We start from the raw sequence: 17646 nt of genomic DNA on the forward strand, positions 1-17646 counted from the left end.
GGGAGCCTGCCTCGGCCGTCAGGAGCTCGTGAGGATGACGAGTTGCTGCGTCGCCCGGGTCATCGCGACATAGCGGTCGACCGCTCCTTCGACCCCCTCGCCGAACGCCTCAGGATCGACGAGGACGACCAGGTCGAACTCGAGTCCCTTCGACAGCTCCGGAGTCAGCGACCGGACGCGGGAGGTCTCCCGGAACGGGCCGGCCTCGGTGTCACCAGCGCCGATGACGCAGGCGATCCCGTCGGCGTGCGCGGCGAGCCAGGTGTCGAGGATCGAGTCCAGGTCCGCAACGGAACCGTGGACGACGGGCACGCCGCTGCTGCGGATGGAGGTCGGCACGTTGGCGTCCGGGAGCGCGGCGCGGATGACCGGCTCGGCCTCCGCCATGACCTCTTCCGGCGTCCGGTAGTTGACGCTCAGCGAGGCCACGTCGATCCGGTCGAGCCCGACGCGTTCGAGCCGTTCCTGCCACGACTCGGTGAACCCGTGCCTGGCCTGGGCACGGTCCCCGACGATCGTGAAGCTCCGGGACGGGCAGCGGAGCAGCAGCATCTGCCACTCGGCGTCGGTGAGTTCCTGGGCCTCGTCCACGACGATGTGCGCGAACGGGCCGGCGAGCCGGTCCGGGTCGGCGCCGGGCAGGGCGGTCTCGTCGATCAGGCTGTCCTGCAGGTCCCGTCCGCGCAGCATCGTCACCGCGCCCTCGCCGTCGTCATCGGCCGCCAGGATGTCGTCGATGACGTCGGCCATGCGCGCGCGTTCGGCGGCGACGGCGGCGTCGTGCCGGCGCTTCCGTCGTGCCGCCTCGGGGTCGCCGAGCCGCTGCCGTGCGGCGTCCAGGAGGGGCAGGTCGGACACCGTCCAGGCCTGGGCGTCCTTGCGCTTCAGCTTCCGGACGTCCTCGGGGGCCAGCCAGGGAGCGCACATCCGCAGGTAGGCGGGGACCGACCAGAGGTCTCCGACGAGGTCGGCCGCTTCGAGCAGCGGCCACGCGCGGTTGAGGGTGGTGACCAGCTCCCGGTCGGCCTGCAGCGACCTCCGGAACAGGTCAGGCGGGACGTCGTCGCCGTCGTGCTTGTCCATCAGGATCGTGACCAGCTCGTCCCAGATCTGCTCGCGCGCTTCGTTGTGCGGAGTGCCAGGGTCCGGTGCTTCGAACGCCTCGGCCCAGTCGTCGGCGCTCAGCCAGAGGTCGGACCAGTGGGTCGTGACCGTCATTCCCTCGGTGGGCGGCTCCTCGTAGAGCCGGACGGCCTTCTCGATCGCCTTCACCATGTCCGCGGACGACTTCAGGCGCGCCACGTCCGGGTCGGTCTCGATCGCCGCTCCGGCTCCCTCGGCGACGAGGTCCCGCACGGTGCAGGTCTGTATGCCCTCCTCCCCGAGGCTGGGGAGGACGTCGGAGACGTAGGCCAGGTAGGGCTGGTGCGGACCGACGAACAGCACGCCGCCCCGACGGTGACCGAGGCGGGGGTCGGAGTAGAGGAGGTAGGCGGAGCGGTGCAGGGCGACGACGGTCTTCCCCGTCCCCGGACCGCCGTCGACGACGAGCGCGCCGCGGGAGCCCGCCCGGATGATGGCGTCCTGGTCGGACTGGATGGTGGCGAGCACGTCCCGCATCCGGGACGACCGGTTGCTGCCCAGGCTGGCGATGAAGGCGGACTGGTCGTCGAGCGCGGCGTGCCCTTCGAGCCCGGCGGCGGTGAACACCTCGTCCCAGTAGTCGCCGATCCGGCCGCGGGTCCAGCGGTACCTGCGGCGGCTCGCCAGGCCCATCGGGCTGGCGTGGGTCGCGGCGAAGAACGGCTCGGCCGCGGGGGAGCGCCAGTCGAGCAGCAGCCGGCGGCCCTCGCTGTCGGTGAGGCCGAGTCGTCCGATGTACACGGGCTCGGGGTCGTCCGCGCCGACGACGTGTCCGAGGCACAGGTCCAGCCCGAAGCGGCGCAGGGCGCGCAGACGACCGGTCAGCCGGTGGATCTCGATGTCCCGGTCCATCGCGTCCCGGCCGAGGCCGCCGGGCGCCTTGCGCAAGGCGTCGAGGCGGTCGGACAGTTCGGCGATCGTCTGTTCCAGGCTCTCCGCGATGGCCGCGAAGTGCTGCTCGTCGCCGGCGATCAGCGCCGGGTCGGCCTTGGCGGAGAGGCGGTCGGGAAGGTCGAACGCGCTGGTGGCGAGGGGGTTCAAATCAACAGCTCCGATCCTGGGCCGCGCGCAGGTGCCGGCCTAGGCCAGCGATTCTGCGGCACGACAGGGGCCTTGCCGCAAGCCCCCCGGTGCGCTATATGTTGAGAGTGGCGAGAGGTGAGTACTCCGCCCGAGCGGCAGGTGTTGTCCATCCCGAGGCCGCCAATTCCCCCACGTGAAGCTCGTCAGAGCCATCTTCCCGTGCGCGCGGTGAGCCGGCGTGGCCCCAAGCAAGGTGGCCGGCGTTGTGGTGCACTCCGGCATTCAACGGTCCGTAGGGAAACGGGCGTTGACCGTCAGTCGCCCCGGAGGCGGACGAAGGTGGCGGTGGGCGGGCGGCCTGTGAGGGTGAGTTCGGCGCGGAGCGGGGTGGTGAGGGGGTGGATCGTGCCGTGCGTGGGGTCGTGGGCGGGTGGGGCGAGGCAGGGGTGGGCGGCTTCGGCGATCTGGCGGGCCTGGACGGGGGTGAGCTGCGGGGTGGTCAGGAGGACGCGGCCGTCGTCGAGTTCGACGATGAGGGCGTGCGGGCGGGCCGCGGGGCCGGTCATCGCGCGGACGAGGGCGTCGACGGTGTCGCTGCGCCGGTACTTGACCCAGACCCGCCCGGCGCCGTGCGCCCGGTAGGCGGAGCCGGCGGCCTTGCAGACCAGGCCCTCGACGCCGGTGGCGGCGAGGCGTTCCATCCAGTCGAGGGCCTCCGCCCGGTCGGTGGTGGCCATGACGGGCTGGATCGGCGGCGGGACGCCGGCGAGGGCGGCGAGGAGGAGCCGGCGGCGGTCGGTGAGCGGCAGGCGGCGGACGTCGCGGCCGGGGAGGGCGAGCACGTCGAAGGCGATCAGGCCGAGGGCGACGTCGTCGCCCGCCCGGGTCTGCCGGGTGCGCAGGAGCTCCCCGAAGGCGAACCGGCCGGCCTGCCAGGCGACGAGTTCGGCGTCGAGCACCAGCCCCTCGGGCAGCCGGGCGACGGCGGCGGCGATCGGCGGGAACTCGGGCGCGAGGTCCCGTCCCGTGCGGGACTGCAGGTACGCCGGGCGGTCGCCGCGGGCGAAGGCGACGCAGCGGAACCCGTCCAGCTTGAGCTCGTACTGCACGCCCCCGCCGCCGAGCCCGTCCGCCGGCGGGACCGCGGTGACGGAGGCCGGCCGCATGACCTCGACGGGCGGCTGCAGCACCTGGCGGGCGCGCTCGGGCTGCGGGCCGGCGGGAAGGGGGCGGGCCTGTTCGGGGTCGAGGAGCGGGGCGAGGAGGTCGCCGTGCGCGGTGAGCCGGTCGGGGACGTCGGTGAGGGTGAAGACGAGGTCGTCCTCGGTGTCGGCCTCGGCGAGTTCGTCCCAGGTGAGCGGGGTGGAGACGGTGGGCAGCGGGCGGGCGCGCAGGGTGTAGGGGGCGGCGGTGGTCTTCCTGGCGTTGTTCTGGGACCAGTCGACGAGGACCCGGCCGGAGCGGCGGGCCTTGGCCATGGTGTGGACGACGAGGCCGGGGTGGTCGGCCTCCAGGGCGGCGGCCAGCGCCTTCGCGTAGGCGGAGACCCGGGTGCTCGGGGTGGGTTCGAGCGGGACGAGCAGGTGGAGGCCCTTGGAGCCGGAGGTCTTGACCCAGGCGGCGAGCCCGTCGGCGGCGAGGCGTTCGCGCAGCAGGACGGCGACCGTCCGGCAGGTGAGGACGGTGGCGCCCTCGCCGGGGTCGAGGTCGAGGACGAGCCGGTCGGCGAGCCCGGGGGCGGCGGCGTGCCACTGCGGGACGTGCAGTTCGAGGCAGCCGAGGTTGGCGGCCCAGAGCAGCGCGGCGCCGTCGTCGAGGACGACCTGTTGCAGGTCCCCGCTGCTGCTGGGCACCTCGACCGTGCGGACCCAGCGGGGGGTGCCGGCGGGCGGGTTCTTGGCGATGAACACCTCGGCCTCGACGCCGTCCGGGCAGCGCAGGAAGGAGACCGGGCGGTCGCGCAGGTGGGGGAGGAGGGCGGTGTGCACGGCCGCGTAGTAGCTGAGGACCTCGCCCTTCAGCGTGCCGGTCCGCGGATAGTAGACCTTGTCGAGGTGGGAGAGCGTGAGGGTGCGCCCGTCCACCACCATCTGCGGCATGGACCGCCTCCGAAGCCCCTTGGGTGGTCCCCGCTGTCAGTCTGCCCGGGTGGCGCGGTGGGCGCGAACAGGGCTCCTGCTCGGCATTCCCCGCGCCCTGACCTGCTGGGACGCGGCCTCAGCCGGACGCGGCGGGGGCGATGAGCGCGTGGGCTTCGGCGACGGCATCGGGGGCTCACCCCTCCGGGGCAGCCGAGGGCCGCGGCGCGCCCGGGTAGGTGCCGAAGTACCAGCGGTTGCCCTCGGGGTCGGCGGCGGCGAAGTCACGCGAGCCGTAGTCGGTCTCGGTCAGGCCGGTGGTGATCCGGGCCCCGGCGGCGACGGCGCGGTCGTGCACGCCGTCCGGGTCCGCCGTCACGACGTACGCGCTGAACGTGCCCGGGCGGCCCGGCCAGGCCTCGTCGCCCTCGGGCGCCTCCCGCACGGAGCCGAGCATCACGCCGCCGCCCTCCGGCCAGGCCAGCTCGGCATGGGCGACGAGCTCGCCCTCGCCGTACGTCACGACCTCCTCGAAGCCGAAGGCCTCGACCAGGAAGCGGATCAGGGCGCGGGCGTCGGTGGCGCGCAGGGTGGGCCACACCTGCGGGGCGGGCGAGTTGGTGTCCATGGCTTCCTCCTGGAACGGGAGTGGTGGCGGCCGGCCGCCGTCACGCCTCCCACTCTGCGGCCGGAGCGCCCGCCCCGCCTTGGACGTTTCGGAACCGCGACTCCTCCGGCCCCTCCGCCGCCAGCCACGCGCTCGGCGCCGACCCGGCGAGCGCGCGGAACTCGCGCGCCAGATGCGCTTGGTCGAAGTACCCGCAGCGGGCCGCCAGCTCCGCCAGCCGGGGCGGCCGCGCGGAGGCGGTCAGCAGATGCCGCGCCCGGTCGAAGCGGATCACCCGGGCGGCGGCCTTGGGCGTCAGCCCGGTCTCCCGGCGGAAACGCTCCTGCAGGTGCCGCGCGCTCCACCCGGTCTCCCGGGCCAGCGCCGCCACCGGCAACCTGCCGCCGCTGCGCCGCAGCGCCTGCCAGGCCCGGCCGACCTCCGGCGGCACCTGCCCGGACGGCCGGGCGGCCCGCAGCAGCGCCCCGTCCAGCAGGGCGAACCGCTCGGACCAGTCCGCGGCGGCCTGGAGCTGCTCCCGGAGCCGCGGGACGAGCCGCCCGAGGACCTCCTCCGCCGGGACGTCGATCCCGGCCAGCTCCACGGCGGGCAGCCCGAACAGCGCCCGGGTGGCGAGCGGGTGCACGGCGATCTGCACGCCCGACTGCCGCCCGTCGTGGGTGATCAGGGCCGGCGCGGTGTGCAGGCCGCCGAGCAGCGTGGCGTACGTGCCGGGCGGCTGCGCCGGGTCGGGGTGGCCGGCGATCTCCAGCGGCTCGTCCAGGGTGAGGATGAAGGTCAGGTAGGGGGACGGCAGACCGCGGTGCACGGCGGGCGCGATGCCGCGCTGGCGGTACCCGGAGTACCAGGCCACGTACGGGCGCAGCTCCGGCGCGGGCCGGGCGCGGACGGCCTCGTCGACCACGCCCTCTCCGACCGCCTCGGTGGCTTTCGTCGTCACCTTCCCAGTATCGGCGGCCGGGGTCGCGGGCAGGCGGGATGTTGCCTATGGTGATCGCATGGTCACGCCATGAGGTGGCGTGGCCGACAGCTCGGGGGGAACGACCGGGGGGAACCACTGACGAAGGAGTCCCCGTGACCACTGCCCGAGAGATCATGCACACCGGCGCCCAGTGCATCGGCGCGCACCAGACGCTCGCCGAGGCCGCGAAGATGATGGCCAAGAAGAACGTCGGCGCGCTCCCGATCTGCGGCGACGACCAGAAGCTGAAGGGCATCATCACCGACCGCGACATCGTCGTGCGCTGTCTGGCCGAGGGCAAGGACCCGGCCACGATGACGGCCATCGAGCTGTCCGGCCACCTGCACTGCGTGCGCGCCGACGACGACATGGACACGGTGCTGCGGAAGATGGAGCAGCACCAGATCCGGCGCATCCCGGTGATCGACGGCGAGCGGCTGGTCGGCATGATCAGCGAGGCCGACCTGGCGATGGGCCGCCGCGACGGCCGCCGCCTGACGGATCAGCAGATCATCGAGTTCATGGACAGCGTCTACATGAAGGCCTGACCATGACGGCCTGACGGGCCGACGACGAGCGGCGGGCCCCGGTGCCGAACGACGGCACGCGGGCCCGCCGTTGCCGTGCCACGCCGTGCTGGTAAGGCCCGTCTTCAGGCTCCCGCCTGCCGGGCGACGCCGGGGCACGCACCTCGCCGCGTTGTCGTCGGTCGCCGATGTCCCCCAGCCTTCGGCCGGGAGGTGCCCCCACCGCATGGACTCCCTCCTCCGCCTTGCGATGCACGCACCCCAACGCCGCCCGGCCCGCCCTCCGGGCGGACGACGGGAGCCTGAAGACGGGCCTTGCGCGGCGCGGCGCTCGGTGGCGCGCTGCCCGTGACCGGCCGGTCCCCCCGTACCGGCCGGGCGATCCGAGGGTCGCGGACGGCGGGGGCGGGCGTCTTGTACAAATGCGCAGCACGGCTATCGGTTCGGGCCGGCCGGGCCGAGGACGGCGCTGGTCACCCGGCCGGCGACCCGGTCGGTGGGCTCGGGCAGGCCGGCGGCGGCGCGGCGGGAGGCGAGGAACGCGCGCGGGGAGCAGCCCACCATGGCGCGGAACGTCCGGTCGAGGTGCGACTGGTCGTAGTACCCGCAGAGCGCGGCGATCCGGGCGCCGTCCAGCCGCTCGCTGTCCGGACCGTCAGGACCGCCCGAAGCGGCGTGCCGGGTCAGGGCGGTGAGCGTGTGCTGGAGCCGGATGATGGTGCCGGCCTGCTTCGGCGCCACCCCGAGGTGCTCGCGGAAGCGCAGCTCCAGCCGCCGCCGGCTCCACCCGGTGCCCTCGACGAGCGTGCCCACCGGCACCAGCCCGTGCGTGCGGCGCAGTTCGTGCCAGGCCCAGGCGACCGACGGCTCCCAGGCCGGGCCGTCGGCGATCCGCGCGGTGAACCAGTCGTCCAGCAGGGCGAATCGGGAGGTCCAAGTCGGCATCTCCGCGAGCCGGTCGGACAGCGACCGCAGCCGCGGGCCCAGCACGTCCCCGGCCTCGGCCCACTGCCCGCCCAGGTCGCCCGCCAGCGGCCCGAACGCCCGGTAGGCACCCTGCGGGGTGAGCGAGACCGCCAACCCGTGCAGCAGGCCGGCGTGTTCGCCGATCGTCGCGGTGCGGCGCAGCCCGGCGACGACGGACTCGAAGGAGGCGGCGGGCCGCGCCGGGTCGACCGCGTCGGCGAGCCGCATCGAGCCCTCGAAGGTGAGCGCGATCGTGACGACGTCGGTCGGCACCTCCAGCCGCCGCCGGGGCCGGAGCAGCGCCAGCCGGTAGCCGCGGTAGTCGACCACGTACGGGCGCAGCGGTGCGGCAGGGGTGCCGAAGGCCATCTCCGCGGTGCCCTGGGCGGACAGGTCGATCAACTCAACTCCCCTGGCAGGGCCGCTGGGTGGCATGTACACGAGCCATCGTACGGACACCGCGGGCGGCCGCGAAACTTCTCGAAATGTGAACGATTCTTTCTCGCCAGGCGAGATGTGGGCACAATGGCGGCATGGGAAAGCAGTACGAGTACATCGACGGCCGCCTGCGGCAGTTCATCGAGCGTCAGCCCGTCTACTTCGTCGCCACCGCGCCGCTCTCCGCCGACGGGCACGTCAACGTGTCGCCGAAGGGCCGCGCCGGGACCCTCGTCGTCCTCGACGAACTCACCCTCGCCTACCTGGACTTCGGCGGATCCACCGCCGAGACCATCGCCCACCTGCGGGAGAACGGCCGGATCACGCTGATGTGGTGCGCCTTCGACGGCCCGCCGACCGTGGTGCGGGTGCACGGCCGCGGCGAGGCGGTGTTCCGCGACGATGCCCGGTTCGCCGGCCTGCTGTCCCGCTTCGAGCCGGGCGCGGACGGGCCGGGGCTGCGCGCGATCGTCCTGGTCGCGGCCGAACGGGTCAGCGACTCCTGCGGGTTCGCCGTCCCGCTGATGGACTACCGGGAGGACCGCGACCTGCACGCGCAGTACTTCGGCCGCAAGACCGAGGAGGAGTTCAACACCTACTGCGAGGGCAAGCAGTACGTCGGCACCAGCATCGACGGCCTGCCCGCCCTCCCGCTGCCGCTCCCGCCCCGCCCGTCCTGACCGGCCGCTCGTCCTGACCGGCCTTCAGCCCCGGGGAGACCAGCGGTAGAGGTCGCGAAGAAGGGCGATCTCGGCGCCGTGGTGCAGGAGTTCCTGGTTGACCCACCAGACGACGTCCAGGAAGGCTTCCTCCGCGTCGCCGCCGTACGGGTAGGCGCTGTGGCCGACGGTGTCCAGCACGGTGTCGTCGGCCGCGAGCAGGGCCTCGCGCCAGGCGGTGGCGGCGGCGTCGAAGCCCGCGATGGCGGACTGCGCGTCACCGCACACCGGGTACGCCTCGCGGGTGAGCGAGCGGGTGCCGTGGGTGTGGTCGGCGCGCAGCGTGAGCATCTCGCCCAGGTGGTTCAGCCGCCAGGCGAGCGTGGTGAACGGCGGCGGCTCCGGGTGCGGCCACTCGGTCGCGTCCCGACCCCATTCGCCCGCGCCGATCAGCAGGGTGGCGCGCTCGCCCGGCCCCTCCGCGTGCCGCCGCACCGACCAGCAGCCGGGCACCGGCTCCCAGCGGTACTCCTCGTCCGTCAGCGGCTCGACGGCCACCGGCGTGCCGTTCCCGCTGTCCACGGCCGGCCCGGCGAGCCGGTCGGTGAGGCGGGTCCGTGCGAAGTCGAACTCCTCCAGCAGGGGCGCGAGTCGGGGTGGCAGCGTCATCGGGGCGGCTCCAGCGCGTGATCGGTCCGGACGGCTCGCACCCTGCCACAGCGGCGCGGCGCCCGCGAACGGTTTTCTCAGCCGTCCGCGATCAGCCGTCCGCGATCATCAGCTTCCCCGGCTCGGGCAACGGCACGAACCCCGCCCGGGCGTACACCTCGTGGGCGTCCGCCGTCGACAGCAGGATCCGCTTGAGCGCGTACGGCCGCAGGTGCTCTACCACGGCCGTCGCCAGCCAGGTGCCCAGCCCGCGCCCGCGGTGCGCGCGGTCGACGTACACGTCGCAGAGCCAGGCGAAGGTGGCCAGGTCCGTGACGACCCGCGCGAACGCCACCTGCTCGCCGCCCGCCGCGTACACCCCGAACGGTATCGACGCTCGCACGGACCGGTCGACCACCTCCCGGCTGCGCCCGAGCGCCCAGAACGCGTCCGTGGAGAGCCAGTGGTGCACCCGGTCGAGGTCGATCCGGGCGGGGTCGGTGTCGATGTCGTAGCCGTCGGGCCGGTTGAGGATCATGAACCGGATGATAGGGCCCGCGCGTCCGACCTGGGCCTCCGCCGGAAACCCCGGGCCCCACCTCCGCTTCACCGCAGGGAAGTTGGACGGAAATCGGCTAACCGGGTGGGCGGGGGCGGAGGTACCGTGCGAGTTGGTGACCATCCGTCAAGGCCGTTGAGGGGGCGTGTCATGGTGACGGGACGGCAGCGGTTGGAGCGGGGGTACTTCCTGCGGGAGGCCGCTGCGCTTCAGCGGGCCAATGCCGGGGGGAGGCGGCGGCTGGAGCGGATCGCGTTCCCGGACGGGGAGCCGGTGGTGGTGGTCGGGACGTCCGGCGGCGTGGTGCGGGTGCCGGTGGGGGCCTCGCGGGGCGAGGTGCACGCGGCGCTGGGCGGGGAGGACGGGGGTTGGGCCGCGCCGGATCGGGGCGCCTCGGGGAGGCTGCCGGTGACGGCTCCGGCGCCCCCGCTGGCCGTGTACGCCGATCTGCTGGACGACCTCGGGGATCTCGTCTTCACGCTCACCACCTATCCGGCCGACGTGGGGCGGCCGGAGGTGGCGGCCCGGCTCGATGCCGTGGGGCTCGTCGGTGCGGCGACGGCCGTGGTCGAGGTGTCCGCGCCGGGCGGCATCCGCCGGGTGCGCATTCCGCTGGACTCCGGTGTTCCGCTGGTCGCGGTGCCGTTGGCGATCGCCGAGCACCTGCTCGCGGCGGGGGAGGGGCCGGGGGCGGACTGGGACTACCCGGTGGACCGGCGGTAGGGCGGCCCGAGCACGCGACGAGGCCGCCGCACCCGGGGTGGCCCGCACCACAGCCCTCACCCGGAGTGCCCCGCGTCGTCACGTCGGGTGGCGGGCATAGCCTCGGGCTTATGAGCGAGCGAAGCATCAAAGGTGCGTATGGGCGAATGCCCCTACCGAGCGGTGGGGGCACCTCCCAGCCGTCAAGGCTGGGGGAGAGGCGGGCGCATGAGTAATGAGAGCGATGCGGAGGCCCTCGGCGGCGCCGAGGAGCCCGGGACGGCGGCCGCACCCGCCGGGTTCGAGCTGGGGACGGACGGGCCGAAGGTGATCCTGGCCGGGCTGGACGGCTCGGACTCCTCCTGGCGCGCGACGGCGTACGCGGCCGGCCTCGCCCGGCGACAGGGCGCGCTCCTGGCGGTGGCCTACGTCCAGCCCGTGCTCGGCGCGGCCACCGCCCTCGCGGGGGCGGCGGTCGAGGAGACCACCCAGGAGATCGCAGACGAGCTGCTCGCGGCCCTGCGCGACGCGGAGCAGCGGATGAAGGAGGTGTGGCGGGTCGAGTGGCGCTTCCTGACCCTGCGCGGCGACCCGTACTACGGGCTGGCCAAGCTCGCGGACGAGCTGCGGGCCGACGCCGTCGTGGTCGGCGTCTCCGAGCAGGCCGGGCACCGGGTGATCGGCTCGGTGGCGGTCCGGCTGGTGAAGGCGGGGCGCTGGCCGGTGACCGTGGTTCCGTAGCAACCCACCCGGCATGGCCTCCCGAGCGGACCGCTAGGCTCCGCACTCATGATCGAGATCACGGGGGTCCAGGCCGAGCCTGGCGGCGCAGTCAGTCTGAAGTTCGACAACGGGAGATTCACGGTGGAGAAGGAGGGCGGAGATCCGTTCTGGATCGCGATCGTCGGTCTGACGTCCGCCGGCTCCTTCGTCGTGATGCTGATCTCGCTGTTCGGCTTCGCCTACCTGAACGAGAAGCTCCACCTGTCCAAGGGGCTCGTCCACGCGAACGCGATCGTGTTCTTCGTAAGTTTCGGCCTCTTCGCGGTCTGCGGCCTGGTGGCCTGGCTGGCGACCAAGGTCATCGAGTTCTTCGGCAGCAGCGGGCCGAAGTCCTACGGTGTGCAGGTCGGGCAGATCGCCGGCATCCAGTACGAGCAGATCGACCCGCAGGGCGGCCTGCGCGCCACCATGCGGCAGGGCAACGGCGACGTCACCCGCTTCACGGTGGCCGGCGCCAAGGGGCCGGAGCTGTACCAGGCGTTCGACCAGCTGTTCCGGCCGGCCGTCCCGTACGGCCAGGGCTGACCGCCGAGTGCCCGCGAGGGCGGCGATAGGGTGCGTGACCATGACGGACACGCCGGTCACGCACCCCCGCCAGCCCGAGCCCGCCCACCCGTCCGACCCCGCCCGCCCGACCGGCGCCGACCTGCACCTCGACCTCCCCGCCACCGGCGGGCGCCGCGCCGCCCTGATGGCCGCCCTGCGCGAGGCGATCCGCAGCGGCCGGCTGGCGCCCGGCACCCGGCTGCCGCCCTACCGTTCGCTCGCCGCCGACCTCGGCCTCGCCCGCAACACCGCCGCCGAGGCCTACGCCGAACTCGTCGCCGAGGGCTGGCTGACGGCCCGGCAGGGCTCCGGCACGACCGTCGCCGAGCGCGCCGAGCCGATGCCGACCGCCCGGGCCCGCCGCCCGTCCGTCCGCCCGGGGCCGGTGTACGACCTGCGGCAGGGGCAGCCCGACGCCGCCTCCTTCCCGCGCTCGGCCTGGCTGGCCGCCGGGCGCCGGGCGCTCACTGCGGCGCCCAACGAGGCCTTCGGGCCCGGCGATCCGCAGGGGCGGCGCGAGCTGCGGACCGTCCTCGCCGACTACCTGGCCCGCGTCCGCGGGGTGCGCACCGACCCGGACCGGATCGTCGTCTGCTCCGGCTTCGCGCACGCGCTGCGGCTGCTGTTCGACGGCGCGCGCGCCGTCCTGCCCGCGGCGACGAACGGGCCGCTGGCCGTCGAGGGGTACGGGCTCGCCTTCCACCGCGCGCTGCTGGCGGGCGCCGGGGTCACCACCGTGCCGCTCCCGCTCGACGAAGACGGCGCCGGAGTCGGCGCGTTGGCGGACCGTCCGGACGTCCGGACGGTGCTGCTCACCCCCGCCCACCAGTTCCCCACCGGCGGGCCGCTGCACGCCGCCCGGCGCGCCGCCGTCGTCGACTGGGCGCGCGGGCGGGGCGGGCTGGTCCTGGAGGACGACTACGACGGCGAGTTCCGCTACGACCGCCAGCCCGTCGGCGCCGTCCAGGGCCTGGACCCCGAGCGGGTGGTCTACCTCGGCACGGCCAGCAAGAGCCTGTCGCCGGCGCTGCGGCTCGGCTGGATGGTGCTGCCCGACCACCTGGTCGACCGGGTGCTCGCCGCCAAGGGCGAACGCGAGGGCTGGGCCAGCGCGTTGGACCAGCTGACGCTCGCCGAGTTCATCGACTCCGGCAGTTACGACCGGCACGTCCGGCGGATGCGCCGCCGTTACCGGGACCGGCGGGACCGGCTGGTGGCCGCCCTCGCCGCGGGCGCCCCGCACATCGCCGTGTCCGGCATCGCGGCCGGACTGCACGCGGTGCTGCGGCTCGAGCCCGGCACCGAGCGCTCCGTGCTGAAGGCCGCCGCCTACCGGGGCCTGGCCGTGGACGGGCTCGCCGACTACCGGCACCCGGCGCTCGCGGCGGAGGCCATGCCGGCCGCCGACGGTCTGGTGGTCGGCTACGCGACCTCGCCCGACCACGCCTACCCGGCGGCGCTCGCCGCGCTCTGCGACATCCTGCCACCGCCGGCCTGAGCGGGCGGAGCAGTCGTGGGGCGGAGGATACGGCCCCTTGCGAGGCCGTGAGGGCGGAACGCGGGCGCAATGGCCCGGCGCGTCCGCCCGCCGCTCCTCACCGGGTACGAGCCGGGGCCGAGGGAAGCAACGGAACCGGTACCGCCCCCTACGCTCCATGGTCATGCGCAGAACACATCTGAGGCGGTCCGCTCTTGTCGCGATTCCGGTCGCCGCCGCCGGTCTGCTCCTCTCCGCCGCACCCGCTCAGGCCGCCGCCCCGCTGCCGTTCACGGCCGTGGCCGACCGGGCGACGACCACGCCGGGCGGCTCGTTCACGCTCACGCTGACGCTTTCCAACCCCTACGACACCCCGATCCAGTTCGTCTACCAGAGCGTCCAGCCGACCTACCCGACCACGCAGGAGAATGGCCTCAAGTTCGCGGCGACCGGCTGCGGCACCCAGACCAACGGGTGCAGCGAGAACGTCCACGGCGGCATCGCCCGCTACAACGTGCCGCTCGCGCCCGGTGCCTCCAGCAGCTTCACCGTGACCTACACCGTCGCCCCCGACTCCAAGTGCGGCGCCGGCACCCGGATCGACCTCTACTCCTACCTGTATTACGAGTACAACACTGGCCTGGCCAACAACTCCGGCATCGTCAACCTTCCCGGGACGCAGGTCCCCTGCGCCTGACGCCGGCTTCTTGACCTCGTCCCCCGGATAGCCCCCGTTCGGGTACCCCCGTTCGGATCCCCCCCCCGTTGGGATAGCCCTCCGTTCCCCCGTCAGGTGCCGGCCGCCCCCGTACCGGCACCTGACGGGCTGTCCGCGTTGCCGGCGTTGCCCGCGTCGCCTGTCGTCGTCCGCGTTGTCAGTGCCGGGTGGCAGGCTGGCGTCCATGGCCGAACCGCTGCTCACCGACCCCGCCGGACTCGCCGAGGACCGGCACCTGCCCCTGCCGATGCCGTACGGCATGTACGCCGCCATCCGGGCCAGGGCGGACGAGCGGACCGCCCCGCTCGTGGACCGGCTGCTCCGCTCCTCCCTCGCCCTGACGCCGGACACGGGTGGCGGAACCGCCGAGGGCCCGATCGTCGGCCGGCTCGGCGGGCTGCCCGGGCTGCCCGCGGACGAGGAGTGGCCGGAGTACGCCGGGCACCCGATGCAACTGCTCGCCCAACTCGACTGTGCCGGGCTGGCCGAGGCGCACGCCGCCGGGGACGGCGGCCGCTGGCCGCTGCCGGCTGACGGGCTGCTGCTGTTCTTCCATGACGACCACTTCTCCGACTTCGCCGGCCATGGCTGCCGCGTCCTGCACGTCCCCGCCGGAGCGCCGCCGCGGCCCCAGCCCGCCGGCCGGGACGAGCTGCCGCCGCTGCCCGCCGTCCCGGTCCGGGCGCGGTGGGCGCTGTCCGCGCCGTCCTACCAGGACCGCGAGTTGGAGGACCTCTTCCCGGACGACTTCATGATCGCGCTCGACCTCGCGTCCGACTTCCGCGATCACCTGACCAGGCCCGACGTCCGGGTGCTCGGCTGGTGCGACACCGACACCGGGCGGCACGAGGGCCACCGGCCGGTGCTCCAGGTCGAGGGCTCGGCGGCCGGTGCGGACTGGGGCGAGGCCGTCAACGCCTCCTTCTGGATCACCGACGAGGACCTGGCGGCCGGCCGCTTCGACCGCGTCCGGCACGGCGTCGAGGTGGCCTGACCACGGGACCCGGGTCCGCTGGATACCACCGCATCGCACCTGAATCGCACGGCAACGCACCGCCACGCCGGAACCGGCCTGGCGGTGCGTCGTGTTGACGCCGGTGCGGCGGCGGGCCGGCTGCCCACGAGGGCCGGTCGGGTTCGTGGAGCAGGGAAGGCGCGGGGAGTACAGGGATCGGGGCGCCGAACGGGCGTTTGCCGGCCGTCGGGTGCGGATCGGGGTGATCCGGTTCAGATTCACCCTATCGGGGGGTAGTAGGCCGCCGTACGGGTCTGGCCGGGGATCGGTGATCTAGGGTTCCGGATTGGGTCGCCGGGAGACGGCGCCCTCGATTGCGAGACCGTGCGACTTCGCGCCAACACCCCCACCAACACGCGGATCTGATGAATCGTCACGGCAGGTGCCAGGGCGGTTCGGCATGACCCGACCGCGTGATCTGACCAGATGAACGGAGATCCCTGCCGATGCCCGTGGACACCAGCCCGGAGACACAGCAGGCTCAGCAGCAGTCCCTCGCGACAGCCGCTGCCCGCAACCTCGCCACCACCACCAAGTCCGCACCGCAGATGCAGGAGATCACCTCCCGCTGGCTGCTCAAGGTGCTCCCCTGGGTCGAGGCCCACGGTGGTGCCTACCGGGTGAACCGACGGCTCACCTACACCGTCGGGAACGGTGTTGTCGAGTTCATCAAGACCGGCTCCGAGGTCCGCGTCATCCCCCGCGAGCTGGGCGAACTCGCCCTGCTGCGCGGCTACGAGGACGACGAGGTGCTCACCGCGCTCGCCGACCGCTGCCGGCAGCGCGACTTCGGCCCCGGCGAGGTGCTCGTCACCCAGGGCGAGGCGGCCGACCGGATCTACCTGATCGCCCACGGCAAGATCAACAAGATGGGCACCGGCAAGTACGGCGACGAGACCGTGGTCGGCGTGCTCGGCGACGGCGACCGCTTCGGCGACGACGCCGTGCTCAACCCGGACGCAGTCTGGGAGTACACCGCCAAGACGGCCACCTCCGGTGTCGTCCTCACGCTGACCCGCCGCGACTTCGAGCAGATCCGCGACAACGCGCCGAGCCTGCAGGAGCACCTGCAGGAGTTCCTGGCCCTGCCGCTCCAGGCGCAGAACGAGCGCGGCGAGGCCGAGATCGCCATGTCGGCCGGCCACCACGGCGAGTTCGAACTGCCCGGCGCCTTCGTGGACTACGAGCTGAAGCCGCGCGAGTACGAGCTGAGCGTCGCGCAGACCATCCTCAAGGTGCACACCCGCGTCGCGGACCTCTACAACCAGCCGATGAACCAGATCGAGCACCAGCTGCGGCTGACCATCGAGGCCCTGCGCGAGCGCCAGGAGCACGAGATCGTCAACAACCCGGAGTTCGGCCTGCTCCACAACGCCGACTTCGACCAGCGGATCCAGACCCACTCCGGCCCGCCCACCCCGGACGACCTGGACGAGCTGCTCAACCGCCGCCGCGACCCCGACTACCTGCTCGCCCACCCGCGCACCATCGCCGCGATCGGCCGCGAGCTCAACGCCCGCGGGCTCTACCCGCACCACGTCGACCTCGGCGGGCAGCAGGTGCCGGCCTGGCGCGGGGTCCCGATCCTGCCGTGCAGCAAGATCCCGATCACCAAGGAGAACACGAGCTCGATCCTCGTGATCCGTACCGGCGAGGACAACCAGGGCGTCATCGGCCTGCACCAGACCGGCATCCCGGACGAGTACCAGCCGTCGCTCTCGGTCCGCTTCATGGGGATCGACGAGAAGGCGATCATCTCGTACCTGGTCAGCGCCTACTACTCGACCGCGATCCTGGTGCCGGACGCCGTCGGCGTCCTGGAGAACGTCGAGATCGCGCACGGCCGCCACTGAACGCGTGATCGGCCTTGGGCGTGCGGCCCGAGCAGCGGTCGATTCTTGCTACCTGATCGGCTCGGGCCCGTAACCGGCCCGCCCGAAGATCGTTTGACGTGATGACGGACGGCCCGCCCCCGGAGGCGGGCCGTTCGCCTGACGGGGGCAGGTGCGGCGCGGTCCGGCTCGATTCCCCCGGTTCTGTTCGAGCGCTTTCCGACGATGTGCTTTCCCGACGATCCGAGAGGTGTGTGGAGCCATGCCGCAGCCCCGGCAGCCCCAACGGATACCGGTGGACGGCGGAGGGGGCGCCGTCCCCGGGCGGCGGGTGCGCCTGGCCGGCGCGGCGGTCGGTGTGGTCGCGATGTGCGCGCTGCTGAGCGGGGCGTCCGCGTCCGGCGCCGGGCACCACGGCGGGGGACACCCGCACGGGCCGGTCGTCGACACCTGCGTCTGCACCGACACGGACGTCAAGGTGTCGGTCGGACCGGACGGGACGGACGTGAGCGTCGGGGTGGACGTGGACGTCCGGGTCGGCGTCACCGTCGACCCGAACGGCGACGCCCGCCACCCGGTGCACCGGCCGCCGCACTGGCACCACCCGTGCCCGAGCCCGACACCCACGCCGTCGCCGACTCCGTCGCCCACGCCGAGCGCCACACCCACGCCGACTCCGACGCCGAGTCCGTCGCCGACCTCCACACCGTCGCCCGCACCGGCGCCGGTCGCGCAGCCCCCGGTCCCGGCCGCGCCCGCGCCGCCGGCCCTGGAGATCGGACGAGCGTCGGGTAGGGAACGAGTGTGAGAAGATGTGTAGATCTCGGTGGGCGCCGGATCATTAAAAAGGGGGGGGGGGGGGGGGGGGGGGGGGGGGGGGGGGGGGGGGGGGGGGGGGGGGGGGGGGGGGGGGGGGGGGGGGGGGGGGGGGGGGGGGGGGGGG

17 protein-coding genes and 1 pseudogene are annotated in these 17646 nt (G+C 73.8%); 10 read left to right on the forward strand and 8 right to left on the reverse strand.

The genetic code is table 11. The annotated features are described in order from the left end of the window. Positions 1 to 18: 18 nt before the first annotated feature. The 5 genes and pseudogenes from helR to KV557_RS36575 all read right to left on the reverse strand — a co-directional run bounded on the left by helR (position 19) and on the right by KV557_RS36575 (position 5812). Positions 19 to 2184 carry an RNA polymerase recycling motor ATPase HelR gene (gene helR, locus KV557_RS36560; RefSeq protein WP_218205912.1) on the reverse strand — a complete coding sequence of 722 codons (2166 nt, stop codon included), beginning with the start codon at positions 2182 to 2184 and terminating at the stop codon, positions 19 to 21. A 296-nt stretch (positions 2185 to 2480) separates the two neighbouring features. Next, on the reverse strand, positions 2481 to 3332 hold the full coding sequence (locus KV557_RS43530; RefSeq protein WP_256178484.1) for an ATP-dependent DNA ligase: 852 nt from the start codon (positions 3330 to 3332) through the stop codon (positions 2481 to 2483). 54 nt (positions 3333 to 3386) lie between these two features. Beyond that, positions 3387 to 4265 (reverse strand): annotated as a pseudogene (gene ligD, locus KV557_RS43535) (non-homologous end-joining DNA ligase); the annotation flags it as partial. 175 nt (positions 4266 to 4440) lie between these two features. Next, positions 4441 to 4872, reverse strand: coding sequence for a VOC family protein (locus tag KV557_RS36570; protein WP_218205914.1), 432 nt, complete (start codon positions 4870 to 4872; stop codon positions 4441 to 4443). A 40-nt stretch (positions 4873 to 4912) separates the two neighbouring features. Further along, entirely contained in the window at positions 4913 to 5812 is a 900-nt protein-coding gene (locus KV557_RS36575) for a helix-turn-helix domain-containing protein (RefSeq protein ID WP_308130247.1), read from the reverse strand. 134 nt (positions 5813 to 5946) lie between these two features. On the opposite strand from KV557_RS36575, the gene KV557_RS36580 reads away from it, so the two are divergent. After that, positions 5947 to 6381: a CBS domain-containing protein gene (locus KV557_RS36580; protein WP_308130248.1), complete on the forward strand. Its 435-nt coding sequence runs from the start codon at positions 5947 to 5949 to the stop codon at positions 6379 to 6381. A gap of 414 nt (positions 6382 to 6795) precedes the next feature. On the opposite strand, the gene KV557_RS36585 is transcribed toward KV557_RS36580, so the two are convergent. After that, positions 6796 to 7728 (reverse strand): helix-turn-helix domain-containing protein, encoded by a 933-nt coding sequence (locus tag KV557_RS36585; RefSeq protein WP_218205916.1) that lies wholly within the window; start codon positions 7726 to 7728, stop codon positions 6796 to 6798. A 131-nt stretch (positions 7729 to 7859) separates the two neighbouring features. Between KV557_RS36585 and KV557_RS36590 the strand changes: the two genes are divergently transcribed. Next, complete coding sequence (locus KV557_RS36590; RefSeq protein ID WP_218205917.1) at positions 7860 to 8444, forward strand: pyridoxamine 5'-phosphate oxidase family protein; 585 nt, start codon at positions 7860 to 7862, stop codon at positions 8442 to 8444. Between the two features lie 24 nt (positions 8445 to 8468). Here KV557_RS36590 and KV557_RS36595 read toward each other — a convergent pair whose 3' ends face one another. Further along, complete coding sequence (locus tag KV557_RS36595) at positions 8469 to 9092, reverse strand: DinB family protein (RefSeq protein WP_218205918.1); 624 nt, start codon at positions 9090 to 9092, stop codon at positions 8469 to 8471. A gap of 91 nt (positions 9093 to 9183) precedes the next feature. Then, positions 9184 to 9609 carry a GNAT family N-acetyltransferase gene (locus tag KV557_RS36600; RefSeq protein WP_218205919.1) on the reverse strand — a complete coding sequence of 142 codons (426 nt, stop codon included), beginning with the start codon at positions 9607 to 9609 and terminating at the stop codon, positions 9184 to 9186. Positions 9610 to 9780: 171 nt separating this feature from the next. On the opposite strand from KV557_RS36600, the gene KV557_RS36605 reads away from it, so the two are divergent. From KV557_RS36605 to KV557_RS36640, 8 genes are all read left to right on the forward strand, one after another. Further along, positions 9781 to 10353: a hypothetical protein gene (locus tag KV557_RS36605; RefSeq protein ID WP_218205920.1), complete on the forward strand. Its 573-nt coding sequence runs from the start codon at positions 9781 to 9783 to the stop codon at positions 10351 to 10353. 207 nt (positions 10354 to 10560) lie between these two features. Next, a complete protein-coding gene (locus KV557_RS36610; RefSeq protein ID WP_218205921.1) occupies positions 10561 to 11073 on the forward strand; it encodes a universal stress protein in 513 nt (170 codons plus the stop codon). A gap of 48 nt (positions 11074 to 11121) precedes the next feature. Further along, a complete protein-coding gene (locus KV557_RS36615) occupies positions 11122 to 11640 on the forward strand; it encodes a hypothetical protein (protein WP_218205922.1) in 519 nt (172 codons plus the stop codon). A gap of 40 nt (positions 11641 to 11680) precedes the next feature. After that, positions 11681 to 13159: a MocR-like pyridoxine biosynthesis transcription factor PdxR gene (gene pdxR, locus KV557_RS36620; protein ID WP_218205923.1), complete on the forward strand. Its 1479-nt coding sequence runs from the start codon at positions 11681 to 11683 to the stop codon at positions 13157 to 13159. Positions 13160 to 13322: 163 nt separating this feature from the next. Beyond that, positions 13323 to 13835, forward strand: coding sequence for a hypothetical protein (locus KV557_RS36625; protein WP_218205924.1), 513 nt, complete (start codon positions 13323 to 13325; stop codon positions 13833 to 13835). 205 nt (positions 13836 to 14040) lie between these two features. Beyond that, entirely contained in the window at positions 14041 to 14850 is an 810-nt protein-coding gene (locus KV557_RS36630; RefSeq protein WP_218205925.1) for a DUF1963 domain-containing protein, read from the forward strand. Between the two features lie 467 nt (positions 14851 to 15317). Next, on the forward strand, positions 15318 to 16724 hold the full coding sequence (locus KV557_RS36635; RefSeq protein WP_218205926.1) for a family 2B encapsulin nanocompartment shell protein: 1407 nt from the start codon (positions 15318 to 15320) through the stop codon (positions 16722 to 16724). Positions 16725 to 16965: 241 nt separating this feature from the next. Next, entirely contained in the window at positions 16966 to 17511 is a 546-nt protein-coding gene (locus KV557_RS36640) for a hypothetical protein (protein WP_218205927.1), read from the forward strand. Positions 17512 to 17646: the final 135 nt, after the last annotated feature.

The organism is Kitasatospora aureofaciens, from assembly GCF_019192735.1.
Classification (GTDB): Bacteria; Actinomycetota; Actinomycetes; order Streptomycetales; family Streptomycetaceae; genus Kitasatospora; species Kitasatospora aureofaciens_A.